The sequence below is a fragment of the Xylophilus rhododendri genome, from assembly GCF_009906855.1.
Lineage (GTDB): Bacteria > Pseudomonadota > Gammaproteobacteria > Burkholderiales > Burkholderiaceae_C > Xylophilus > Xylophilus rhododendri.
On record NZ_CP047650.1, the window covers coordinates 3,905,530 to 3,927,691 of the forward strand.

The 22,162-nt window shown below is 70.4% G+C and carries 22 protein-coding genes; 19 read left to right on the forward strand and 3 right to left on the reverse strand.

Translation table 11 applies throughout. The annotated features are described in order from the left end of the window. Nucleotides 1-34: 34 nt before the first annotated feature. The 7 genes from GT347_RS18065 to GT347_RS18095 all read left to right on the forward strand — a co-directional run bounded on the left by GT347_RS18065 (nucleotide 35) and on the right by GT347_RS18095 (nucleotide 7,381). Nucleotides 35-1,729, forward strand: a complete 1,695-nt coding sequence (locus tag GT347_RS18065; protein WP_229722365.1) for an ABC transporter ATP-binding protein/permease — start codon at nucleotides 35-37, stop codon at nucleotides 1,727-1,729. Between the two features lie 129 nt (nucleotides 1,730-1,858). Continuing rightward, on the forward strand, nucleotides 1,859-2,872 hold the full coding sequence (locus GT347_RS18070) for an ABC transporter substrate-binding protein (RefSeq protein WP_160553525.1): 1,014 nt from the start codon (nucleotides 1,859-1,861) through the stop codon (nucleotides 2,870-2,872). A gap of 4 nt (nucleotides 2,873-2,876) precedes the next feature. Beyond that, nucleotides 2,877-3,704 carry an ABC transporter permease gene (locus GT347_RS18075; RefSeq protein WP_160553526.1) on the forward strand — a complete coding sequence of 276 codons (828 nt, stop codon included), beginning with the start codon at nucleotides 2,877-2,879 and terminating at the stop codon, nucleotides 3,702-3,704. After that, on the forward strand, nucleotides 3,701-4,498 hold the full coding sequence (locus tag GT347_RS18080; protein WP_160553527.1) for an ABC transporter permease: 798 nt from the start codon (nucleotides 3,701-3,703) through the stop codon (nucleotides 4,496-4,498). The genes GT347_RS18075 and GT347_RS18080 overlap by 4 nt, the downstream gene beginning before the upstream one ends. Next, nucleotides 4,495-5,541, forward strand: coding sequence for an ABC transporter ATP-binding protein (locus tag GT347_RS18085; protein ID WP_160553528.1), 1,047 nt, complete (start codon nucleotides 4,495-4,497; stop codon nucleotides 5,539-5,541). Before GT347_RS18080 ends, GT347_RS18085 begins: the two co-directional genes overlap by 4 nt. Next, nucleotides 5,538-6,554: a LacI family DNA-binding transcriptional regulator gene (locus tag GT347_RS18090; protein WP_160553529.1), complete on the forward strand. Its 1,017-nt coding sequence runs from the start codon at nucleotides 5,538-5,540 to the stop codon at nucleotides 6,552-6,554. Before GT347_RS18085 ends, GT347_RS18090 begins: the two co-directional genes overlap by 4 nt. Continuing rightward, the gene (locus tag GT347_RS18095) at nucleotides 6,551-7,381 is read left to right on the forward strand and encodes a phosphodiesterase (RefSeq protein WP_160553530.1); all 831 of its coding nucleotides are present in this window, start codon (nucleotides 6,551-6,553) and stop codon (nucleotides 7,379-7,381) included. Before GT347_RS18090 ends, GT347_RS18095 begins: the two co-directional genes overlap by 4 nt. A gap of 1 nt (nucleotide 7,382) precedes the next feature. Here the strand turns inward: GT347_RS18095 and GT347_RS18100 are convergent, their stop codons facing one another. The 3 genes from GT347_RS18100 to GT347_RS18110 all read right to left on the reverse strand — a co-directional run bounded on the left by GT347_RS18100 (nucleotide 7,383) and on the right by GT347_RS18110 (nucleotide 10,258). After that, complete coding sequence (locus GT347_RS18100) at nucleotides 7,383-7,742, reverse strand: HrpB1 family type III secretion system apparatus protein (RefSeq protein ID WP_160553531.1); 360 nt, start codon at nucleotides 7,740-7,742, stop codon at nucleotides 7,383-7,385. After that, the gene (locus GT347_RS18105) at nucleotides 7,739-7,990 is read right to left on the reverse strand and encodes a hypothetical protein (protein WP_160553532.1); all 252 of its coding nucleotides are present in this window, start codon (nucleotides 7,988-7,990) and stop codon (nucleotides 7,739-7,741) included. The genes GT347_RS18100 and GT347_RS18105 overlap by 4 nt, the downstream gene beginning before the upstream one ends. A gap of 168 nt (nucleotides 7,991-8,158) precedes the next feature. Further along, on the reverse strand, nucleotides 8,159-10,258 hold the full coding sequence (locus GT347_RS18110) for a TonB-dependent receptor (RefSeq protein WP_160553533.1): 2,100 nt from the start codon (nucleotides 10,256-10,258) through the stop codon (nucleotides 8,159-8,161). Nucleotides 10,259-10,482: 224 nt separating this feature from the next. Here GT347_RS18110 and GT347_RS18115 point away from each other — a divergent pair, with 224 nt between their 5' ends. The 12 genes from GT347_RS18115 to GT347_RS18170 all read left to right on the forward strand — a co-directional run bounded on the left by GT347_RS18115 (nucleotide 10,483) and on the right by GT347_RS18170 (nucleotide 22,141). Continuing rightward, nucleotides 10,483-11,004, forward strand: a complete 522-nt coding sequence (locus GT347_RS18115) for a hypothetical protein (RefSeq protein ID WP_229722366.1) — start codon at nucleotides 10,483-10,485, stop codon at nucleotides 11,002-11,004. Nucleotides 11,005-11,045: 41 nt separating this feature from the next. Continuing rightward, nucleotides 11,046-13,151 (forward strand): hypothetical protein, encoded by a 2,106-nt coding sequence (locus GT347_RS18120; protein ID WP_160553535.1) that lies wholly within the window; start codon nucleotides 11,046-11,048, stop codon nucleotides 13,149-13,151. A gap of 99 nt (nucleotides 13,152-13,250) precedes the next feature. Beyond that, on the forward strand, nucleotides 13,251-15,755 hold the full coding sequence (locus tag GT347_RS18125; RefSeq protein ID WP_229722367.1) for a fused MFS/spermidine synthase: 2,505 nt from the start codon (nucleotides 13,251-13,253) through the stop codon (nucleotides 15,753-15,755). Nucleotides 15,756-15,811: 56 nt separating this feature from the next. Then, complete coding sequence (locus GT347_RS18130; RefSeq protein ID WP_160553536.1) at nucleotides 15,812-16,642, forward strand: peptidyl-prolyl cis-trans isomerase; 831 nt, start codon at nucleotides 15,812-15,814, stop codon at nucleotides 16,640-16,642. After that, nucleotides 16,639-17,538, forward strand: a complete 900-nt coding sequence (locus GT347_RS18135) for a HupE/UreJ family protein (protein ID WP_160553537.1) — start codon at nucleotides 16,639-16,641, stop codon at nucleotides 17,536-17,538. Before GT347_RS18130 ends, GT347_RS18135 begins: the two co-directional genes overlap by 4 nt. Before the next feature lie 57 nt (nucleotides 17,539-17,595). Continuing rightward, complete coding sequence (locus GT347_RS18140) at nucleotides 17,596-18,228, forward strand: putative 2OG-Fe(II) oxygenase (RefSeq protein ID WP_160553538.1); 633 nt, start codon at nucleotides 17,596-17,598, stop codon at nucleotides 18,226-18,228. Nucleotides 18,229-18,247: 19 nt separating this feature from the next. After that, entirely contained in the window at nucleotides 18,248-18,688 is a 441-nt protein-coding gene (locus GT347_RS18145) for a copper chaperone PCu(A)C (protein WP_160553539.1), read from the forward strand. 52 nt (nucleotides 18,689-18,740) lie between these two features. Continuing rightward, nucleotides 18,741-18,959, forward strand: coding sequence for an AbrB/MazE/SpoVT family DNA-binding domain-containing protein (locus GT347_RS18150; protein ID WP_160553540.1), 219 nt, complete (start codon nucleotides 18,741-18,743; stop codon nucleotides 18,957-18,959). 68 nt (nucleotides 18,960-19,027) lie between these two features. After that, entirely contained in the window at nucleotides 19,028-19,513 is a 486-nt protein-coding gene (locus tag GT347_RS18155; RefSeq protein ID WP_407704166.1) for a hypothetical protein, read from the forward strand. A gap of 36 nt (nucleotides 19,514-19,549) precedes the next feature. Next, nucleotides 19,550-20,443 carry a diaminopimelate epimerase gene (gene dapF, locus GT347_RS18160; protein WP_160553542.1) on the forward strand — a complete coding sequence of 298 codons (894 nt, stop codon included), beginning with the start codon at nucleotides 19,550-19,552 and terminating at the stop codon, nucleotides 20,441-20,443. After that, nucleotides 20,440-21,144 carry a DUF484 family protein gene (locus GT347_RS18165; protein ID WP_160553543.1) on the forward strand — a complete coding sequence of 235 codons (705 nt, stop codon included), beginning with the start codon at nucleotides 20,440-20,442 and terminating at the stop codon, nucleotides 21,142-21,144. Before dapF ends, GT347_RS18165 begins: the two co-directional genes overlap by 4 nt. Nucleotide 21,145: 1 nt before the next feature. Continuing rightward, complete coding sequence (locus GT347_RS18170) at nucleotides 21,146-22,141, forward strand: tyrosine recombinase XerC (RefSeq protein WP_160553544.1); 996 nt, start codon at nucleotides 21,146-21,148, stop codon at nucleotides 22,139-22,141. Nucleotides 22,142-22,162 lie beyond the last annotated feature (21 nt).

The following is a 22,162-nucleotide window of genomic DNA, read 5'->3' on the forward strand; positions in this document are numbered from 1 at the left end:
CAAGAAGCGGCGGCGACGGGCCCCGACCCTGTCGATGGATGCCTGGCGCCAGTTCATGGAGGTGGCCAAGCCCTACTGGACCGGCGAGAAGAAACGCATCGCCTGGCTGCTGCTGGCCCTGATGATCGTGCTGATGCTGGCCGAGACCCAGCTGGCCGTCATGCTCAACCAGAAGGCCGGCGAGATGACCTCCGCCCTGGCCGGCCGCGAACGCGACCGTTTCTGGGATGCGGTGCGCGCCGCGCTGCTGGTGCTGGCCTTCGCGGTGCCGGTCTACGCCTTCTACTACTACATGCGCGACAGCTTCTCCAACCACTGGAGACGCTGGCTCACCGGCCGCTTCCTCGACGGCTACCTGGGCAACCGCCGCTACTACGAGCTGGGCTCGATGAGCGAGATCGACAACCCCGACCAGCGCATCAGCGAGGACATCGACACCTTCACCGCCCGCTCCACCAACTTCCTGCTGATCCTGCTGGGCTCCTTCATGCAGCTGGTGGCCTTCAGCACCGTGCTGTGGTCGCTCTCGCATGTGCTGGTGGGCTTCCTGGTGCTGTATGCGCTGGTCGGCACGCTGGGGGTGCTGTATGTGTTCGGCGCGCCGCTGATCCGGCTCAACTTCTGGCAGCTGCGCCGCGAGGCCGATTTCCGCTTCGGCCTGATGCGGCTGCGCGAGAACGCCGAATCCATCGCCTTCTACCGCGGCGAATCGCAGGAGCGCGAGCAGATCGACCACCGCTTCGACGCGGTCTACAACAACTACGCGCGGCTCATCAAGAAGCAGCGCTCGCTCAACCTCTGCCAGCGCGCCTTCAGCCAGCTGACCCTGGTGGTGCCCAGCATCATCCTGGCCAACGATGTGCTCTCGGGCGAGCTGGAAGTGGGCGCGGCGGTGCAGGCGGCCGGCGCCTTCGTGGCGGTGCTGGGCGCCGTCTCGCTGATCGTGGACAACTTCGACCAGCTGGCGCGTTTCGTCGCCGGCATCGGGCGGCTGCATGCGCTGTCGCAGCTGGTGATGCCGCCGGCGCCGGAGGCGGCTGGCGCGGTGCCGCGCAGCGAGATCAGCATCCACCCCGGCGAGCGCCTGGGCCTGGAAGCCGTCACCCTCTACACCCCCGGCCATGGCCGGCTGCTGGTGCGCGACCTGGACCTGGACCTGAACCCGGGCGACGCCCTGCTGATCACCGGCGCCAGCGGCTGCGGCAAGAGTTCGCTGCTGCGCGCCATCGCCGGCCTCTGGCGCAACGGCAGCGGCAAGGTGCACTGCCTGCCGGCCAAGGACGTGTTCTTCCTGCCGCAGCGGCCCTACATGCAGGTGGGCAGCCTGCGCAGCCAGGTCTGCTATCCCAGCAAACGCTCGCCGGTCGACGACGTCCAGCTGCTGCAGCTGCTGCGCGAGGTGCAGCTGGGCGACCTGGCCGAGCGGGTCGGCGGCCTGGATGCGGTGCAGGACTGGGAAAAACGCCTGTCCACCGGCGAACAGCAGCGCCTGGCCTTCGCCCGGGTGCTGCTGCACCACCCCAAGGTGGCCATCCTGGACGAAGCCACCAGCGCGCTGGACAACGCCAACGAGGCCGCGCTCTATGCCCGGCTGCGCGCCAGCGGCGTCACCATCGTCAGCATCGCCCACCGCCCCGGCGTGCTGCAGCACCACACCCATGTGCTGCGGCTGGACGGCGGCGGCGGCTGGGGCCTGCACGCCGCCGAAGGCTACCGCTTCGAACACTGAAGGCCGGTGAGAGCGGGCAGGGCAGGGCGCCGCCCGTCATGGCGGCGTCACACCGTCCTTTTCTAATGAAATCGTTTGCAGAGCCCAGGCCCTGCCACCCCACGATTTCATTTCAGGAGAGGGATTCCCATGTCACGCTCGATCACCCGTGCCGCCCGCGCCGCCGCCCTGGCGCTGGGCCTGGCCACCGCCGGCGCCGCCTTCGCGCAGACCGCCATCTGCTACAACTGCCCGGTCGAATGGGCCGATTGGGGCACCCAGATCAAGGCCATCAAGGCCAGGACCGGCGTCACCGTGCCGCCGGACAACAAGAACTCCGGCCAGTCCCTGGCCCAGATGGCCGCCGAGCGCGCCAGCCCGGTCGCCGACATGGCCTACCTGGGCGTGACCTTCGCCATCCAGGCGCAGAAGGACGGCCTGGTCGCCGCCTACAAGCCCGCCGGCTTCGACCAGATCCCGGCAGGCCTGAAGGATGCCGACGGCCACTGGTTCACCATCCACTCGGGCACCCTGGGTTTCATGGTCAATGTCGATGCGCTGGGCGGCAAGCCGATCCCGCGCTCCTGGGCCGACCTGCTCAAGCCCGAATACAAGGGCCTGGTGGGCTACCTGGATCCGGCCTCGGCCTTCGTCGGTTATGTCGGCGCGGTGGCGGCCAACCAGGCACGCGGCGGCACGCTGGACAACTTCGGCCCCGGCATCGACTACTTCAAGCAGCTGATGAAGAACGAGCCCATCGTGCCCAAGCAGACCGCCTATGCACGGGTGCTGTCCGGCGAGATCGCGATCCTGCTGGACTACGACTTCAACGCCTACCGCGCCAAGTACAAGGACGGCGCCAACGTGGCCTTCGTGATCCCGTCCGAAGGCAGCGTGGTCGTGCCCTACGTGATGAGCCTGACCGCCAAGGCGCCGCATCCGGCCGAGGCCAAGAAGGCGCTGGACTTCGTGCTCTCCGACGAAGGCCAGGCCCTGTGGGCCCGTGCCTACCTGCGCCCGGTGCGCAACGTGGCCATGCCCAAGGAAGTCGCCTCGCAGTTCCTGCCGGCCGCCGACTATGCCCGCGCCAAGCCGGTCGACTACGGCCGCATGGCCGAGGTGCAGAAGGGCTTCTCCGAGCGTTACCTGAGCGAAGTGCGCTGATCCCATGGCCGTCTCCTTCGACGGCCGCGCGCGCAGGCTGCTGGTCGCCTGCGCGGCGCCCGCCGCCATCTTCTTCGCGGCCTTCTGGCTGCTGCCGGCCGCCCGCCTGCTGGCCCTGCCGTATGCGGCGGGGCAGGGCACGCGGGCCTATTTCGTGGTGCTGACCCAGCCGCGTTACCTGGCCAGCCTGCTGCAGACCACCGCGCTGTCGGTGGCCGTGACCCTGCTGACGCTGGCGCTGGGCGCGGCCGTCGGCCTCTACCTGGGGCGGCGCCGCTTCGCCGGGCGCGGGCTCCTGCTGTCGCTGCTCACGGTGCCGCTGTCCTTTCCGGGTGTGGTGGTGGGTTTCTTCGTGATCCTGCTCGGCGGCCGGCAGGGCCTGCTGGCCCAGGCCACGGCGGCGGCCGGCATGGGCCGCGTCACCTTCGCCTACGGACTGGCCGGGCTGCTGCTCGGCTACCTCTATTTCTCGCTGCCCCGCGCCATCGCCAGCTACACCGCGGCGGCCGAGGCGCTGGACGCGCCGCTGGAAGAGGCCGCCCGCCTGCTCGGCGCCTCGCCCTGGGCCATCGTGCGCGACGTGTGGGCGCCCCAGCTCGCGCCCACCACCCTGGCCTGCGGCGCCATCCTGTTCGCCACCTGCATGGGCGCCTTCGGCACCGCCTTCACCCTGGCCAGCCAGTTCGAGGTGCTGCCGATCACCATCTACAACGAGTTCACCAACTACGCCAACTTCCCCCTGGCCGCATCGCTGTCGGTGGCGCTGGGGCTGATGACCTGGGCGGTGCTCTTCGTGGCGCGGCGCCTGTCGGGCGCGGAGCGGCTGGTATGAAAACCGCGCACGGCCGCTCGCCCTGGCTGGCGGGCATCACCGCGGCGGTGGCCTTGTTCCTGCTGGCGCCGATGGCGGTGTCGGTGAGCGCGGCCTTCGTCGTCAACTACAGCCGCGGCATCGCCAGCGGTTTCACCTCCCGCTGGCTGCTGCAGGTGTGGGATGTGTATGGCCAGACGGTGGCCGCCTCGCTGCTGCTGGCCCTGGCCTGCGTGGCCTGCACCCTGGTGCTGGGCGTGCCCTGCGCCTGGGCGCTGTCGCAGAGCCGTTCGCGGCTGGCGCGTGTCTTCGAGGAGCTGCTGACCCTGCCGGTGGCCGTGCCGGGCCTGGCCACCGCGCTGGCGCTGCTGCTGGCCTATGGCGGCTACACCGGCTTTCGCCAGGGCTTCGGCTTCATCCTGGTCGGCCATGTGGTGTTCACCCTGCCCTTCATGGTGCGCGGCGTGGCCGCCGCCTTCGCCCGCGGCGAGTTGCGCGCGCTGGACGAGGCCGCGCGCACCCTGGGCGCCGGCTTCGGCCAGCGTTTCCTGGGCGTTCTGGTGCCGGCGGTGCTGCCGGCCATCGTCGCCGGCTGCCTGATGGTGTTCACCCTGTCGGTCGGCGAATTCAACCTCACCTGGATGCTGCACACGCCGCTCACCCGCACCCTGCCGGTGGGCCTGGCCGACAGCTACGCCAGCATGCGCATCGAGCTCGGCTCGGCCTATACCTTCGTCTTTCTCGCGGTCGTCCTGCCGGTGCTCTGGGCACTGCAGGGCTGCGCCGCCTGGCTGCAGAAACGCATCTCCCCATGACCCCGGATCCCCAACTGTTCCGCACCCGCATCGGTGTGGAGAACTGCGCCAAGACCTATGCCGACGGCACCCGCGGCCTGCAGCCCACCAGCCTGCAGGTGGAGCCCGGCGAGGTGCTGGCCCTGCTCGGCCCCTCGGGCTGCGGCAAGACCACGCTGCTGCGGCTGCTGGCCGGGCTTGAGGCGGCCGATGCCGGCAGCCGCATCCTCTTCGACCAGCAGGACGTCACCGACCGCCCGGCCGAGCGCCGCGGCGTCGGCATGGTGTTCCAGAGCTACGCGCTGTTCCCGCAGATGACGGTGGCGGCCAACATCGGCTATGGCCTCAGGGTGCGCGGCGTGGCGGCGCAGGAGATCCGCCAGCGGGTCGGCGAACTGGTCGACCTGGTGCGCCTCTCCGGTCTGGAGCACCGCCGGCCGGCCGAGCTCTCCGGCGGCCAGCGCCAGCGGGTGGCCCTGGCCCGCGCGGTGGCCACCCGGCCGCGGGTGCTGCTGCTCGACGAGCCATTGGCCGCGCTCGATGCCCAGCTCAAGGAAACCCTGCGCGACGAACTCGCCGAGCTGCTGCGGCGCCTGGGCATCACCGCCGTGCATGTCACCCACGACCAGCAGGAGGCCTTCGCCATCGCCGACCGGCTGGCGGTGATGCAGGGCGGCGCCATCGTGCAGGTGGGCGATGGCGAATCGCTCTACCGCAACCCCGCCCATCCCTTCGTCGCCGAATTCCTCGGCCGGGTCAACCGCCTGCGGGCCGATGCCGGCGGCGACGTGCCGCTGGGCGGCGTGCTGCTGGCGCAGAACGCGCCGCACGGCCTGCTGGTGCGGCCGGAGGATGTGGAGCTCACCGCGCCGCTGGCCGGCCGTTCGCTGGCCCGGGTGGCGCACCGCAGTTTCCTCGGCGACCGGCTGCGCCTGCGGCTGGAGGCCGAAGGCCAGGCTGCGCTGCTGGCCGATGTGCCGCGCGACAGCCCCTGGTGCGTGGGCGAGGCGGTGGGCATCCGCATCGCCAGCGACAGGCTGCTGCCCGCGGCGGCGCCGCGGTGAGCCGCGCCAGCATCCATGCGGTGGCGCTGGAGGCGCAGGTCTCGGCCGCGACCGTCTCGCGGGTGTTCAACACGCCGCAGAGCGTCTCGCCGGACACCCGCGCGCGTGTCGAGGCCGTGGCCCGGCGCCTGCAGTACCGGCCTCTCGGCGCCGGCCGCACCCTGCGCCGCCAGCGCAGCGAGGTGCTGGGCGTGGTACTGCCCACGCTGCGCAACCCGGTCTTCGCCGAATGCCTGGAAGGCATCGCGGCCGCGGCGGCCGATGCCGGCCATGCGATCCAGCTGCGCACCACCGAATACCGGCCCGCGCAGGAGCATGCCGCCGTCAGCGCCCTGCTGCCGCGGGTCGATGGCCTGGTGCTGGTGGTGTCGAACCCGGCGCGCTCGCGGGCGCTGCAGGCGATCCGCGCGGCCGGGCTGCCCTATGTGCTGGCCTACAACCGCCATGCCTCGCATCCCTGCGTGGCGGTGGACAACGAAGGCGCGGTGGCCGAGCTGGTCGATGCGCTGCTGGCGCGCGGCCATCGCCGCATCGCCATGCTGTGCGGCGACCTGAAGGCATCGGACCGCTCGCGGGCCCGCCAGCAGGGTTTCCAGCGCGGCCTGCTGGCCGCCGGCTTGCCGCCGGGGCCGGTCGTGGAAGTGCCCTTCGACGGCGATGCCGGAACGCCCCTGGCGGCCCTGTTCGCCCGGCCCGACCGGCCGAGCGCCCTGGTCTGCTCCAACGACCTGCTGGCCCTGCGTGCCCTGCGCGCGGCCCATGCCTGCGGCCTGCGGGTGCCGCAGGATCTCTCCATCGCCGGCTTCGACGGCATCGCCCTGGGCCAGGAACTGGTGCCCAGCCTGGCCACCATCGCCCAGCCCAACCGCGAGATCGGCGCCACCTGCGTGGCGCTGCTGGCACCCGCGGCAGCAGCCGGCACACCGCTGGATGCCAGCGCCAGCCGCCTGCTGCCCCATGCCTGGCGACCCGGCGAATCGCTGGGCCCACCCTCACCCGACACGACACCATGAGCACCACCTTCCTCGCCCAGCTGACCGACACCCACATTCGCGAACCCGGCCGCCTGGCCTACGGCCGCATCGACACCGCGCCCTATCTGCGCCGCGCGGTGCAGAGCGTGCTGGCGCTGCGCCAGCGGCCCGATGCGGTGGTGATCACCGGCGACCTGGTGGACTTCGGCCGGCCGGCCGAATACGCCCACCTGGCGCAGCTGCTGGCGCCGCTGGACATGCCGGTCTACCTGCTGCCCGGCAACCACGACGAGCGCGAGGCGCTGCGCTTGGCCTTCCCGCACCACGACTACCTGGGCGCCGCCGGCAGCCTGCTGCAATACAGCGTGGCGGTCGGCGGCTTGCGCCTGCTGACGCTGGACACCAGCGTGCCCGGCGCCCCGCACGGCGAGCTGGATGCGCCCAAGCTCGCCTGGCTGGAGGCCGAGCTGGAGCGCTGGCGCGAGCAGCCGGTGGTGGTCGCCATGCACCATCCGCCCTTCCAGACCCTGATCGGCCACATGGATGCCATCGGCCTGCGCAGCGGCGCCGAGGCGCTGGAGGCGCTGCTGCGGCGTTTCGACAATGTGGAGCGGGTGATCTGCGGCCATCTGCACCGCGCGATCGATGTGCGTTTCGGCGGCACCATCGCCAGCACCGCGCCGGGGCCGGCGCACCAGGTGTCGCTGGACCTGGATGCCCGGGCGCCTTCTCAATGGGAACTGGAGCCGCCGGCCTTCCGGCTGCATGCCTTGCCGCAAGGCGGGCGGCTGGTGAGCCACCTCGCGGCCATCGGCACTTTCGAAGGGCCTTACCCCTTCCACGACGGCGGTGCGCTGATCGACTGAATCAGGCCAGGGGGGTATCGGCCAGCAGCTCCCGCATGGCCTTGCCCACCTCGGGATCGGACGAATCCAGCAGGGTGGCGGCCTCGCCCTGCCAGCGTGGGTCGCCCAGCAAACGCAGGCACAGCGCACGCAGCTCGGGACAGGGGTCGCCGGGCAGGCTGTTGACGAACTGCAGGGCGTCCAGCGGCCGCCCCCGCTGGATCGCCAGCAGCACCGGGAACACCCGCAGATTCTTCACCCGGGAATCCGCGTCGCCCAGCTCGGCGAAGAGCTGCTCCGCCTCGTCGAGCCGATGCTCGCGCAAGGCGCCGAACATGCGGACCACGTCCCGGGCCCGCGCGGCATCGGCGCCGGAGCTCATGCGCAGCTGGGGTCCAGCGGGGCGCCCTCGTCGCCACTCATCATCTTCAGCAGTTCGCGCATTTCCTTGCTCGTCATCGAATCGGCGCTGGTGGATGCGGCGTCGCTGGACTTTCCGCCCAGGCCGAGGATGTTGGGGATGGCGTCCAGCGCGCCGGAGAGGTTGCCGGTGCACAGGCTGCCGATGCCCGAGACGATGCCGGTGATGCTGTTCGTGATGGTGGTGGCTGGATTGGCTAGGAAGGACATGGAGGATTTCCTGAGGGATGGCCGCGGCTGCGGCCGTTGGTGGAAGGAACAAAAAGACCGGCATGGCGCCGGTCCGGGCGTGAATGTGTTCCTCACCGCTCCGCCTCGAAGGCCTTCAGGCGAAATCCCGTCGGTGAAACCGAAGCCTTTCGGTTTCGCGTACAGCGCTCAGAAGGCCATGCGCGCGCTCAGCCGCACGGTGCGCGGCTCCATCGGGTGTACATGCCGGTCTTCCACGCCGCCGCCGCAGCTGCCGCTGGTGACTTCGCGTGCGGTGCAGGAGGCGTAGGCGTATTCGATGTCGTTGCCCTTGCGGCCGACCAGGTTGAACACGTCCAGGCCCAGGGTCAGCTTCGGCGTCAGCGCGTAGCGCGTGGCCAGGTTGAGCAGGGTGGCGGATTTCGAGCGCTCGATGTTCTGGGTATCCAGCGCACGTGGGCCCAGATAGCGCAGGCGCAGCGAGGCGGTCAGCGGGCCGGAGGCATAGGTCAGGCCGCCGGCGAACACCTTGTCGGCCGCGTTGTCGATGTAATTGCCTTCGCCGGCCGGCGCCTCGCCGCGGAAGCGGGCGCGCGACAGGGCGGCGTCCAGTTCCAGCTGCCAGGCGGTGCCGAGCTTCTGGCGCAGCGTGGCCTCCAGGCCGCGGCGCTTGCTGGAGCGGCCGGCTTCGGTGGAGCCGGCATCACCCACGTAGACCAGTTCCGAATCGAGCCTGAGCTGCCACAGCGCCAGGGTGGCGGTCGTGTCGGCATCGGGCTGGAAGCGCCAGCCGATCTCGGAGCCGGTGCCCTTGACCAGCGCCGGCACCCGCTGCGCCGCGCTGCCGTCCTGCGGATTGGTCGTGATCGTGGCGCCGCGCACATCGTTGCTGTGATAGCCGGTGCCGGCGTTGACGTACAGCTCGTGCGCCGGTGTCAGCGTGTAGGCCAGGCCGAGCTTGGGGCTGGCGATGCTGTCGTGCCCGCTGCCGCTGTTGGCCGCGCCGTAGACCGCCTCGCGGCCGGTCACCTCGTAGCGCAGCAGGTCGCCGCGCAGGCCGGCGTAGCCGCGCAGGCGCTCGGTGAAATTCACCATCTGCTGGCCATACACCGAGAACAGGTCCTGCGAGACCTTGTCGTCGCGCACCGTTGACAGCCGCTCGCGCGCCTCGGTGTTGTAGAGCCCCACCTGGCCGATGCGGTCGCCGCGCCAGCTCAGGCCGAAATTGACCACGCCGTCGAGCCCGCCGATGCGGTTGGCCACCCGGTGCGTGGCCTGGGTGCCGTAGACCTGGCGGCGGTCCACCTGCTCGAACTGGTCGCCGTTGACCGGGTTGTTGAGGAAGTAGGTGAAGTCCGAGAACAGGTCGAAGCGGTAGTCGATGGCGTAGAAGGACAGCTCGGTATCGCCATGCGCCCCCTTGTCGAACCACTGGCCCGACAGGCTCAGGCGCCGCGTGTTGCCGCCATCCGTGGGGTTGAGCGAGCCGAAGCGGCCGATCTCGCCGCTGTCGATCAGGCGCTGCGGCACCTGGTCGGTGGCGTTCCAGCGGCTGCGGTAGGCCATGCCGGTGAGGCTGAAGCCGCGGGCCTGCGAGCCCTGCGAATAACGCAGCACCGCATTGGCCTTCCTCAGGTTCTCGGGCACGTCCCAGGGGCCGTCGTTGCCCTCGATCTCGATGGCGCCCATCCAGGTCCGGTCCTGCACGGTATGCGAGCCGGCGGCCACCAGGCGTTTGAAGTCGTGGCCGCCCACCGTGACTTCGGCGAAGGGTGCGTCGAGGGCGCTGAAGTAATCCAGGCTGGCGCTGCCGGCCAGGGAGAAATCGCCGCCATCGGCGAAGTAGGGACCCTTGCGGTAGCGCACGCCCGAGACCAGCTCCGGGATCAGGAAGTTGAGGTCGGCATAACCCTGGCCATGCCCGTGGCTCGGCAGGTTGACCGGCATGCCCGAGACGGTGACCGCGAAGTCGGTGCCGTGGTCCAGGTTGAAGCCGCGCAGGAAGTACTGGTTGGCCTTGCCGTCGCCCGAATGCTGGGTGGCGACCACGCCGGGCACGGCTTCCACGATGTCGCCCGGCCGCAGCTTGGGGCGGGTCTGGAAGGAGGTCTTCTCCACCGCCCCCTCGCTGGCGCTGTCGGCCAGGCCGATGGCTGCGTCGCGCGGGCCGCGCACCTCCACGTCGGGCAGGTGGAGCTTGCCGCCCTCGGGGTCTTCATGAGCCAGGGCGGCGCCGGAAAGCAGCAGGCCGCAGAGCAGGGGAGAGGGACGGATCAGGGCGCGGGGCATCGTCTTTGTAAAGCAGCGTAGGAACTCTTTTCGATTATTCCTACGGGGCGTGACGGTTTGGCGAAGACCGAATCTTTCAATCTGCTTTCGCTTCCGTCACGCATTCGTCACTACTACGTAATGACATGTTTTTAAGCTGAACTTCCGTGGCTGATTCGAATCACCGGCTCCCGCCGGCCACTTCCATCGGGCTTCTGAACCAGTCCCCTGAAAGGCAAACCTAGATGTATACGCGCAGTACCTCCTTGCGACTGACGGTCGTCGCCGGCCTGCTGGCCGCCCTGGCCGCATGCGGCGACGGCAATGACCCTGTCGTCACCGGCACCACTCCTCCCACCGGCGGCGGCACCGCCACCACGGTGACCGCTGCCCAGCAAAGCGCCTTCGCCAGCGACTTCGGCAACGGCCTGGCCGCGCTGAACACCTACTCCGGCCTGACCAGCTCGGCCTTCGTCGACCTGTTCGACGACGGCTTCCTGGACGCCGGCTACAACAAGCCTTCCCTGCGCGCCAACCTGGCGCAGGAAGCCACCGCGCGTTCCACCACGCCGGATTTGGCCTTCCCCGGCGTCACCCTGTCGGGCGTGACGATCACCAACTGCAACGCCGCCGGCGTCTGCACGCTGAACGCCACCGTCACCAACGCCGACGTGGACAGCACCGCCACCCCCTTCACCAGCCTGGTCAGGCTGCAGGACGGCAAGGTCCGCCTGTACGGCGACCAGACCCAGACGCCGACGACCTGAGTCGCCGCGCCCCCACCTTTCGATTTCAGGACGAGCATTCCATGACGAAGACTTCCTTCAAGATGCGCGAGACCGCCGTGGCCCTGGCCACGCTCGCCGCCACGCTGCCGGCTTTCAGCCCGCTGATGGCACAGGCCGCCGACAAGGCCGCCACCAAGGCCGCCGGCACCTATGTGACCGGTGACTTCCACAACCACACCACCTGCTCCGACGGCACGCTGTCGATGAAGAAGCTGATCGACAAGTCGGCCGGCACCTTCAACCTCGACTGGTTCGTGCAGGCCGACCACGGCGGCAGCTCCACCCGCAACTGCACACTGGCCGAAGACCCCTTCCAGCCGGTGGCTCCCGCCCTCGGCATCCCCTCGGGCAGCACCATCCCCAGCGGCGGCCAGCCGGCCACCGACCTGAAGGGCCCGAACCAGACCTGGCAGGCCACCCTGCCCAACGGCGCGGCCGACATCAAGGGCAACAGCACCTCCTCGCCCAAGGCCATGTTCCGCTGGCAGGAAATCTCGGAATTCCAGTACCCGATCACCGAAGCCGAGAGCCGCAGCCGCAAGAAGCCGATCTGGATCGGCGTCGAGCAGAACGCGCCCGGCCACGAGCACATCTCCACCACCGTGCTGAACGGCCAGCTGCCCTTCCCCTCGGCAGCCACCGGCGGCAACGCCAACCTGCAGGCCCAGTACGAGTACTGCTTCGACCGCAGCGACACCGACAACAGCCGCGGCAACGACAGCACCGGCGCCGGCAACAACTGGGACTGCTCGGTCACCGGCAGCGCCAACAACAGCCTGATCGACGCCACCGCGCGCAAGATCACCGGCACCAACAGCTCCACCACCGCCAACCTGGGCCACCTGAAGACCCTCGAAGGCATCAAGTGGATGAACGAGAAGGCGCCGTCGACCAGCTACTTCGTGCCCGCCCACCTGGAGCGCGCCGGTGCCTACAACCCGCTGACCAACGCCGGTTTCAACATCGAGCACCTGCGCAACTTCAACAACGCGGCTCCGCGCATCGCCTTCGGCTTCGAATCCATGCCCGGCCACCAGGCTGAAGCAGGCCGCGGCAGCTACGGCACCGGCGCCGTCGGCGGCGGCACCTACGGCGGCACCGGCGTGTACGCGGCGCAGGTCGGCGGCGTCTGGGATGCACTGCTGGGCGAAGGCCGCGGCTGGTGGTTCTTCGGCAGCTCCGACTATCACAACCGCGGCAGCTTCGGTCCCGACCAGCGCGAGACCACGGCCGACTTCTTCCCCGGCGAATACACCCGCGACTTCGTGATGGTGCGCAAGGGCGCGGGCGACCTGACCGCCGGCGGCATCATCGACGGCCTGCGCAGCGGCAACAGCTTCGTGGCCAACGGCCAGCTGATCGACCGCCTGTCCTTCACCGTCTGTGCCGCCAACCCGGGCCTGCCGCGCAATGCCGGCCACGCCCTGATGCAGAAGGCCGGCTCCAACGCCGTGGCCGCCAACGGCGACGTGCGCATCAACGGCTGCGCCACCATGGGCGAGAAGCTGGTGGTCCGCCCCGGCACCGACCTGGTCGTGACCGTGGTGCTGCGTGACCCGGTGGGCACCAACAACTCGCCCTACTCGTTCCCGAACCCCTCGCTCAAGCAGGTCAACATCGACCAGCCGCTGAACGCGCCGGTGCTGGACCATGTGGACGTGATCAACGGCCTGGTGACCGGCTATGTCGACCCCAGCGACGGCGCCCGCTACGCCGGCCTGCTGAACTCGACCGCCGCCACCAACAGCTCGACCAAGATCGCCAAGGTGTTCAACACGAAGAACTGGACCAAGGCAGCCGACGGCACCATCTCGATGAGCTACATCGTGCCGGCCGCCACCGCCTCGCAGTACTTCCGCCTGCGCGGCAGCAACCTGCCGGCCTCGGTGCCTTTCGAGACCGATGCCAACGGCAACCCGCTGCTGGACTTCGGCTCGAACCCGGCCGACACCACGCTGCCGGGCAAGATCGCCTGCAGCGACGCGGCCTGCCCGGCGCACATGCGCACCCTGGGTGGCGTGAAGTACGCCAGCTACGACGTGGCTGGCTGGGCTGACCTGTGGTTCTACAGCAACCCGGTCTATATCGAAGTGACCAACGCGGTCAAGGTCGCAGGCGTCAAGTAAATGCAGCCTGGGACCGCACCGAGGGCGCGAGCCTCCGGTGTCCTTCACCCGCCGGCAGGAGCGATCCTGCCGGCGGGCAGACAACAAGCAGCCGGCCTCGTGCCGGCCTTGTGCGTCATGCTGCTGTCCGGCGCCGCGGGCCTGGGCTGGCAGGTGGTCTGGACCGCGCAGTTCGGCGCGGGCCTGGGCCATGAGATCGTGGCGGTGCTGGCCGTGCTGGCCGCCTTCTTCGGCGGCCTGGCGCTCGGCGCCTGGGGCCTGGGCGAGACCATCGCCAGAAGCCGCTGGCCGGGCCGCTGGTACGTGGCCTGCGAGCTGCTGCTCCTGCTGTGGGGCGTGGCCTGCGCCTTCGTGATGCCCGCGCTGGTGCAGCAGGGCGCCCGCCTGATCGGTGCCGAGCCCTCCGCCGGCTGGCACTGGACCGTTTCCTTCGTCCTGCCCTTCGTGCTGCTGCTGCCCGCCAGCGCCGCCATGGGCGCGACGCTTCCCGCGCTGGAGAGCCAGTTGCGCGCCGCGCACAGCCGGCTCGGCGCGCTCTATGCCGCCAACACCCTGGGTGCAGTCGCCGGTGTGCTGGCCGTGGTGTTCCTGGTGCTGCCGCACTGGGGCCTGCAGCGCACCGCCTGGCTGTGCGCCGCGGCCAATGCGCTGTGCGCGGCCGTGGGCTGGCTGATGTGGCGGGATCGCCCGGTCACGCCGTCCGCCGCGCTGGTGCCGCAGACGCATGCGCAGTGGCGCCTGGCGGGCCTGCTGCTGGCCACCGGTGCCCTGGGCATCGGCTACGAGGTGCTGGCGGTGCGGGTGCTCAGCCAGGTCACCGAGAACACCGTCTACAGCTACGCCCTGCTGCTGGCCATGTACCTGCTGGGCACGGCGGCGGGCGCGGCGCTCTACCAGCGCTTCGCGCACCGGCTCGGCGATGCCGACCTGGCGCGCGACCGCCTGCTGCAGGCCCTGGCGCTGGCCGTGCTGCTGTCGGGATTCGTGTTGCGCGAGGTCGATGTGCTGTGCGCCTGGCCCGCGCGCTGGCTGGGGGAGGGCGCTGTCGCCGCCCTGGCCGGCGAGACGCTGGCCGCCGCCGCCGTCATGTGGCTGCCTACCCTGGTGATGGGGGCGCTGTTCACCCACCTCTGCCTGCAGGCGCAGTCGCGCGGCTGGCCGCTGGGTCGGGCGCTGGCGGTGAACACCGCGGGCGCGGCGCTGGCGCCGGCCCTGGTCGGCGTCTGGCTGCTGCCGGCGCTGGGCGCGCACCTCGTGCTGGGCCTGCTGGTGCTGGCCTATCTGCTGCTGCAGCTGCCCGCGCGCTGGCGCCGGCCGCAGGTGGTGGCGCTGGCGGCCGTCGCCTGTGTGCTGGCGCTGGCCCTGCCGCCGCTGCGCTTCGTGGAGATGCCCGAAGGCGGCCAGGTGCGCAGCTACCGCGACGGCGTGATGGCCGCGGTGAGTGTGGTGGAGGATGGCGAAGGCGTCTCGCGCCTGCGCATCAACAACCGGGCGCAGGAGGGCAGCAGCGCCAGCGGGTTGGTCGAATGGCGGCTGGCCCAGCTGCCGCTGCTGCTGCATCCGGCGCCCCGGCGCGCCCTGCTGCTCGGCGTGGGCACCGGCTTCACGGCGGCCGCGGCGGCGCAGCAGCCCGATCTGCAGGTCGACGCGGTCGAACTGCTGCCCGAGGTGGCGGCGGCGACGGCCCTGTTCGCGCAATCGCCCGCGGCGCCGCATCCGGCCCGGCCGCTGCACCTGGTGTCGGCCGACGCCCGCCGCTTCGTGCAGGCACAGGGCCCGGCCTACGACGTGGTAGTGGCCGACCTGTTCCATCCCGCCCGCAGCGGAGCCGGCTCGCTCTACACCGTGGAGCAGTTCAGCGCCGTGCGCGAACGCCTGGCGCCCGGCGGCCTGTTCTGCCAGTGGCTGGCCATCCACCAGATGGACCTGCAGACCCTGCGCAGCATCGTCGCCGCCTTCCAGAAGGTGTTCCCCAAGGCCATCGCGGTGCTGGCCAGCAACAGCCTGGACACGCCGGTGATCGGCCTCGTGGCCCTGCCGGGCGACGGCCGCATCGACCTGGCCGCGCTGCAAGGCCGGCTCGCCCAGGCACAGGCGCTGCCGGGCCTGGCGCGTGGCCTGGCCACGGCTCGGCTGGAGGACACCTTCGCCGTCGCCGGCAGCGCCATCGCCGGACCGGCCGCGCTGCGCCGTTTCGCGGGCGATGCGCCGGTCAATACCGACGACCTGCCGGTGGTCAACCACCGCGCGCCCTGGGCCACCTATGCGCCGGAAGCGCTGCCGCGCCAGCGCCTGCTGGCCCTGCTCGATGCCCTGCAGCCGCAATACGGCGAGATCGCCCGCGATGGCGATGGGCCCGAGCGCCTGTCGGCCTACTGGGACGCCCGCCGCCGCTACCTCGCCTTCGGCACCACCGTGCGGCCGGTGGCCGACCCCGCCGCCATGCTGCGGCAGGTGCAGCCCACGCTGATGGCCCTGGTGCGGCAGAGCCCTGAGTTCCGCCCCGCCTGCGAGCCGCTGCTCGCGCTGGCGCGGGCCACCCAGTCGCCCGCGCTGCTCGCCGAACTGCAGGCCGCGCATGCGCGCTGCGTGCCGGCCCGCTAGTTTTTTTCCAGCCCGACCGTCAACGACCTTTCATACATCTCCCCCAGGCTCAAGACATGAACGCCCCCGCCTTTTTCCAGCGCGCCGCCAAGGAGCCGCTGCTTCACTTCCTGCTGCTCGGCGCCCTCATCTTCGCCGCCGACCATTTCATCGATTCCGGCCGCGAGAAACCGCAGACCATCACCGTCGGTGCCGACGTGCAGAAGGAAGCCCACGACATCTTCCTGAACGGCATGGGCCGCGAGCCCAGCGCCGACGACATGAAGAAGCTGACCGACCGCTGGACCGACAACGAGATCCTCTACCGCGAAGGCCTGGCCCTGGGCCTGGACCGTGGCGACACCACCATCCGCGAGCGGGTGATCTTCAAGTCGCTCAGCGTGATGCAGTCCGGCATCACCCTGCCCAAGATCGACGAGCCCGGCCTGCAGAAATGGTTTGAGGCCCGCCGCGCCCGCTACGACGCACCCGCGCGCTACGACTTCCTGGAAGCCGTGATCGTCGGCGACAGCACGCCCGAATCCACCAAGGCCTTCGTCGACGCGCTGGCCAAACGCGCCGAGTCCGACACCCAGAGCGATCTGCGCAGCTTCAAGAACCGCCCCCGCACCAACCTGGTGGCGAGCTACGGCGAGGACTTCACCAAGGCCATGGACCAGGCCACGCCCCAGCAGTGGATCGCCGTGCCCAGCAGCGCCGGCCTGCGGGTGGTGATGCTGGAGGCCGCGCATCCGCCGGTACCCGCCGTGTTCGAGGACATCAAGCCCGCCGTCTACCAGGACTGGCGCGACGACACCATGGCCGAGATGAGCAGCGCCGCCGTGCGCGAGATGGGCAAGAAGTACACCGTGCGCATCGCGCCCGCGGCCGAAGGCGGCAAGCCATGACGGCGCTGCTGCTGCGCTGGATGGCCGCGCTGCTGCTCGGCTGCACCGCCCTCGCGGGCCAGGCCCACGAGATGAGCCTGGCCGAGATGACCATGCGCGAGGTGGACCATGGCCAGTTCGTCTGGTCCTGGGGCGCGCCGGCCAAGGTCAAGCCGATCGCCGAGGAACTGACCGTGCTCTGGCCCGAGGGCTGCCTGGCCGACGCCCAGACCGTGGCCTGCGGCCCCGGCGGCCTGGCCGGCACCCTGGGGGTGCGCGGCGTGGGCGAGGCCTATTCGGCCGCCATCATCCGCATCCTCTGGCGCGACGGCCAGCAGAGCGTCGTCACCGTCAGCGGCGCCCAGCCCACGGTGCAGCTTTTCGGCAGCGCGCGCGACGAGCGCGGCGGCTTCGAGCTGGCCAGGCTCTACACCGTGCTCGGCGTGGAGCACATCCTGAGCGGCATCGACCACCTGATGTTCGTCATCGGCCTCCTCTTCCTGGTGGGCCTGAACCGCCGCCTGGTCGGCACCATCACCGCCTTCACCGCCGCCCACAGCCTGACCCTGGCCGCCAGCGCCCTGGGCTGGCTCACGCTGCGGCCGCCGCCGGTGGAGGCCTGCATCGCGCTGTCCATCGTGCTGGTCTGCGCCGAGGCGATGCGCGACCGCCAGACGCTCAGCCGCCGCTGGCCCGCGCTGGTGGCCTTCCTCTTCGGCCTGGTGCACGGCCTGGGCTTTGCCGGCGCGCTCAAGGACATCGGCCTGCCGCAGCACAACATCACCGTGGCGCTGCTGGGCTTCAACATCGGCGTGGAGGCCGGCCAGCTGCTGGTGGTCGGACTGGCCTGGGGGCGGTGCGCCTCTTCGGCCGGGTGCGCGGCTTCGCCTCGCTGCGCCAGCCGGCGCTGTACGTGATCGGTGCGGTGGCCGCCTTCTGGTCGCTGACCCGCATCGTGGCGATCGCCAACTGACATGGCCGAGCGGGAAGTCTTCTCCCTGTTCCCGACGCCCGTGATGCGGGTGGCGCAGGCCATTTCGCCCGAGCAGGTGCAGGCGCTGCGGGAGGGCCTGATGGACCAGGCCGCGCTGGCCAACCACCTCTCGGGCGAGCTGCAGCACACCCGCATCCTGGGCGCCGACGACCATCCCGAACTGCTGCAGGACCTGGCTCGGCGTGTCGGCCCGCATGTGGTCGAGATGGGCCGCCTGCTGTTCGGCGAGCAGCTGCGCTGGGGCATCAAGGAGATGTGGCTCAACGCCATGTCCACCGGCGGACGGCAGGCGGTGCACAACCATGCCAACTGCTTCGTCTCCGGCGTGCTCTACCTGAGCGACTGCGACGCCTCGGCCAACACCGTCTTCATGCGCAACCTGGGCGGGCGGGACTTCGTCTTCGCCAACACCCATGGCGGCGCCGAGGTCGGTCCCTTCAATGCCGACAAGTGGATCGGCCCCCAGCCCGAGGCGGGCGACCTGGTGCTCTTTCCCAGCTACCTGCAGCACGAGGTGCCGCTCAACCGCGGCGGCCCGCGGGTCACGCTGGCCTTCAACGCCATCCCCGAGCGGCTCGACGCCTGGGGCTACGCGATTTCCTTTTCCTCCTGAATTTCCCTTTTTCTCCTCCATGACTTCCCGACGCCTCTTCTGCACCCTGGCCCTGCTGGGTGCCGCCGCTTCCATCGCCCCCGTCGCCGACGCCCACGAGTACTACCTGCCGGGCATGGTCTTCGTGCATCCCTGGGCCGAGGCCACCGCGCCGGGCGTCAAGAGCGCGCCGGTGTATTTCTCGCTGGAGGACGTGACTGCGGCCAACCGCATCGTCAAGGTGGTCACGCCGATCGCCGACAAGGTCGTGTTCCGCGCCGGCGGCCCGGTCGCCAAGGCCGGCCTGCAGAAGACCATCGACATCCAGCCCGGCGGCGAGACCCAGTTCACCGAAGGCAAGCCGCACCTGCTGCTGCAGGGCCTGAAGGAGCCGCTGCAATGGGGCCGCAGCTACGAGATGACGCTGTACTTCGAGAAGGGCGGGGCGATGCAGGTGCAGGTGTCGGTGGGGGCGCACTGAATGAAAATAGACTGGGGCACACTCACCCTGGAGCGTTAGTGAGGACTTTCCCATGGTCAAGGCCACGGTTACAACGAAGGGGCGGGTCACGATTCCGGCCGGTATCCGAAAATCTCTCGGGCTGACCCCAGGTGACAGGGTCACATGGACCCGTCATCTCGATGGCACGGTCGCGATGGTCAAGTTTCAGGGCGACGGGTCGCGCAATGACTTGCGCGAGTCGGCTGTGGCGGACCAGCGGACTGAGTTCAGCAGCCGGGATGACGGCTAGTGTCCAGATCCGCGTAGTCGGTTAGGCTTCCCGGCTTTTTGCCTGGAAGACCCGCAGCCGCCATGGAAATGCAGCAAGAGCCAAACGGCGAAACAACCGACATCCGCGAACCCCGCCTCTGGCAGCTCAACGGCTGGACCGCCAAGGTCGTCAAGAACGAGGAAGACGACGGCTGGGCCGTCGCCATGACCCAGGCCGGCAAGAGCGAGCCGGCACTCGTCGGCCCCTGGACCATGGGCCGCGACAAGAAGAACCCCAAGCCGCTCGACGCCGCCGCCTTCAACACGCTGGTGAAGACGGCCTCCGAGGTCATCCGCCGCGCCGAGCAGCACCTGCACGCCACCCTGCACCGCCAGTTCGAGGTCGAGACCGACAAGGGCCGCATCACCGTCATGCTCGACATCGAGCCCGACGAGGACAACCCCAGCGCCACCCTCAGCGCCCAGGACGCGGCGGGCGAGGAGCTGGCGCGCATCAAGGTCTCGCCGGGCTTCGTGCTCAACCGGAGCTCCGCCCTGCGCTGGATCGAGGCCGACTTCGCCAAGCCCCGATAAGCCTTGAGCGCAGGTTCGCAGGACGATAATCGCCGGATGCAGATTCCGTTCACCAAGATGCAGGGCGCCGGCAACGACTTCGTCGTGCTCGACGAGACCCGCGGCCTGCTGGGCCTGTCGCCCGCACAGATCCGTTTCCTGGCCGACCGCCATTTCGGCGTCGGCGCCGACCAGGTGCTGTCGGTGCGGCCATCGCCCGCGCCGGGCATCGACTTCGAATACGTCATCTTCAACGCCGACGGCGGCGAGGTGGAGCAGTGCGGCAACGGCGCGCGCTGCTTCGTGCGCTACGTGGTCGAACACGGCCTGACCGGGCGCGACGCGATCCGGGTGCAGACCAAGGGGGGCGTGATCGAGCCCCGGCTCGATGCCGACGGGCGCGTCACCGTGGACATGGGCGCGCCCGTGTTCGACGCCGGCCTGGTGCCTTTCGATGTGGCCGGCATTTCCGCGCAAGCCGACGGTGGCTGGCAGCTCTGGCCGCTGGCGCTGGGCAGCGAGGCGGGCGATCCGGTGGCGCATGTGGCGGTGCTCTCCATGGGCAATCCGCATGCGGTCTGGGTGGTCGACGACGTCGATGCCGCCCCGGTCGCCGCGATGGGGCCGCGCATCGAACGCCATCCGCGCTTTCCGCAGCGGGTCAACGCCGGTTTCATGCAGGTGCTGGACCGCTCGCACATCCGCCTGCGGGTATATGAACGCGGCGCCGGCGAGACGCTGGCCTGCGGCACCGGCGCCTGTGCGGCGGTGGTGGCCGGCATCCGGCTCGGCCTGCTCGACAGCCGGGTGGATGTGCAAACCCGCGGCGGCACACTCACCATCTCCTGGGCCGGCGGCGATTCCGCCGTCTCCATGACCGGCCCGGCCGTCACCGTCTTCGAGGGCCGCATCGACGTGCCCGATTCGATCCCCTCCGTTCTGAACCCATGACCATCTCCACCACCCATCCGGAAATCCCGGACGCCTCCGTGCCGCCCATCACCGAGGACGACATCGCCGGCTACCTGGTCAACACGCCCGAGTTCTTCGAGCGCCATGCCGAGGTGCTGACCGGCGTGCAGCTCACCAGCCCGCACGGCGCCCGCGCCGTCAGCCTGCAGGAGCGCCAGGCCGAGATGCTGCGCGAGAAGATCAAGGGCCTGGAGCAGCGCCTGATGGCCATGGTGCGCAACAGCCACGAGAACACGGCCATCGCCGACCGGCTGCACCGCTGGTCGCTGGTGCTGGCGGGCACGGCCGATCCGTCCGAACTGCCGGCCCGCACCGTCGAGGCCGCGCTGGAGCAGTTCTCCCTGCCGCAGGCGGCGGTACGGGTGTGGGAGGTGGCGCCGGGCCATCGCCTGGCCAGCTTCGCCCGCGATCCGGGTGAGGAACTGCGCGCTTTCGCCGCGTCGCTGGGCGAGCCCTATTGCGGCCCCAACCGCGGCTTCGACGCGGTGCGCCTGCTCGACCGGCCGGACGAGGCCGCATCGCTCGCCCTGATGCCGCTGCGCACGCCCGAGGGCGACTGCTTCGGCCTGCTGGTGCTGGCCTCGCCCGAGCCCGCCCGCTTCGACGCCGCCATGGGCACCGATTTCCTGCAGCGCATGGCGGCCATCGCCAGCGCCGCGCTCGGCCGCCTGCGCGACTGAGATGGCCGACGCGGCGGATGGCCAGGAGCCGATCAGCCATCCGCTGGTGCTGCGTTACCTCGACCATGTGCGTTTCGAAAAACGTCTGGCCGAGCGTACCGTCACCCTCTACCAGCTCGACCTGTTGAAGCTGCTGGCCGCCTGCGCCGGCGCCAAGGTCGAAATCGAATCCGCCCACCACGCCCATATCCGCCGCTTCGCCGCGCAGATGTTTGCAGCCGGCCGCAGCGCACGCGGCATCGCGCTGATCCTCTCGGGCTGGCGCGGCTTTTACGCCTGGCTGGGCCGCGAGGGCCTTATCGCGCAGAACCCGGTGGCCCAGGTGCGTGCCCCCAAGGCGCCCAAGCCGCTGCCCAAGGCGCTGGGGGTGGACGACGCGGGCCAGCTGGCCGATTTCAGCGCCGAAGCGCCCGAGTCCGAGCAGGATGCCTGGCTCGACCAGCGCGACGCCGCCATGGTCGAACTCTTCTACGGCTGCGGCCTGCGGGTGGGCGAGCTGGTGGCGCTGGATGCCGTGGCCTCCGGAGCCGGCCAGGACGCCGGCCACGGCTGGGTCGACCTGCAGGACGGCATGGTCCATGTCCGCGGCAAGGGGAAGAAATGGCGCAGCGTGCCCATCGCCGGCAAGGCCGCCGAGGCGATCGCGCTGTGGCTGCCGGTGCGCCTGAGCGCGCTGCCGGCCGACGGCCTGTCGCAGACGGCGATGTTCCCCGGCCGGCGCGGCACCCGGCTCACGCCCCAGGCGGTCTGGCAGCGCCTGCGCGGCCGCAGCCTGGCGGCCGGGCTGGCCGCGCCGGTCCATCCGCACATGCTGCGCCACTCCTATGCCAGCCACCTGCTGCAATCCAGCGGCGACCTGCGTGCGGTGCAGGAGCTGCTGGGCCATGCCAACATCACCACCACCCAGGTCTACACCCGGCTCGATTTCCAGCATCTGGCGCAGGTCTACGACGCCGCCCATCCGCGTGCGCACGGCCGCCACAAACCCAAGACCTGATGCCTTCACCGGGCGGCCCGC

Coding starts and splice junctions, on each gene's coding strand:
- GT347_RS18135 (WP_160553537.1), top strand. CDS start 16,639: ATGACGGCGCTGCTGCTGCGCTGGATGGCCGCGCTGCTGCTCGGCTGC.
- GT347_RS18095 (WP_160553530.1), top strand. CDS start 6,551: ATGAGCACCACCTTCCTCGCCCAGCTGACCGACACCCACATTCGCGAA.
- GT347_RS18170 (WP_160553544.1), top strand. CDS start 21,146: ATGGCCGACGCGGCGGATGGCCAGGAGCCGATCAGCCATCCGCTGGTG.
- GT347_RS18065 (WP_229722365.1), top strand. CDS start 35: ATGGATGCCTGGCGCCAGTTCATGGAGGTGGCCAAGCCCTACTGGACC.
- GT347_RS18085 (WP_160553528.1), top strand. CDS start 4,495: ATGACCCCGGATCCCCAACTGTTCCGCACCCGCATCGGTGTGGAGAAC.
- GT347_RS18070 (WP_160553525.1), top strand. CDS start 1,859: ATGTCACGCTCGATCACCCGTGCCGCCCGCGCCGCCGCCCTGGCGCTG.
- GT347_RS18130 (WP_160553536.1), top strand. CDS start 15,812: ATGAACGCCCCCGCCTTTTTCCAGCGCGCCGCCAAGGAGCCGCTGCTT.
- GT347_RS18120 (WP_160553535.1), top strand. CDS start 11,046: ATGACGAAGACTTCCTTCAAGATGCGCGAGACCGCCGTGGCCCTGGCC.
- GT347_RS18165 (WP_160553543.1), top strand. CDS start 20,440: ATGACCATCTCCACCACCCATCCGGAAATCCCGGACGCCTCCGTGCCG.
- GT347_RS18145 (WP_160553539.1), top strand. CDS start 18,248: ATGACTTCCCGACGCCTCTTCTGCACCCTGGCCCTGCTGGGTGCCGCC.
- GT347_RS18075 (WP_160553526.1), top strand. CDS start 2,877: ATGGCCGTCTCCTTCGACGGCCGCGCGCGCAGGCTGCTGGTCGCCTGC.
- GT347_RS18110 (WP_160553533.1), bottom strand. CDS start 10,258: ATGCCCCGCGCCCTGATCCGTCCCTCTCCCCTGCTCTGCGGCCTGCTG.
- GT347_RS18150 (WP_160553540.1), top strand. CDS start 18,741: ATGGTCAAGGCCACGGTTACAACGAAGGGGCGGGTCACGATTCCGGCC.
- GT347_RS18140 (WP_160553538.1), top strand. CDS start 17,596: ATGGCCGAGCGGGAAGTCTTCTCCCTGTTCCCGACGCCCGTGATGCGG.
- GT347_RS18155 (WP_407704166.1), top strand. CDS start 19,028: ATGCAGCAAGAGCCAAACGGCGAAACAACCGACATCCGCGAACCCCGC.
- GT347_RS18105 (WP_160553532.1), bottom strand. CDS start 7,990: ATGTCCTTCCTAGCCAATCCAGCCACCACCATCACGAACAGCATCACC.
- GT347_RS18115 (WP_229722366.1), top strand. CDS start 10,483: ATGTATACGCGCAGTACCTCCTTGCGACTGACGGTCGTCGCCGGCCTG.
- GT347_RS18100 (WP_160553531.1), bottom strand. CDS start 7,742: ATGAGCTCCGGCGCCGATGCCGCGCGGGCCCGGGACGTGGTCCGCATG.
- dapF (WP_160553542.1), top strand. CDS start 19,550: ATGCAGATTCCGTTCACCAAGATGCAGGGCGCCGGCAACGACTTCGTC.
- GT347_RS18080 (WP_160553527.1), top strand. CDS start 3,701: ATGAAAACCGCGCACGGCCGCTCGCCCTGGCTGGCGGGCATCACCGCG.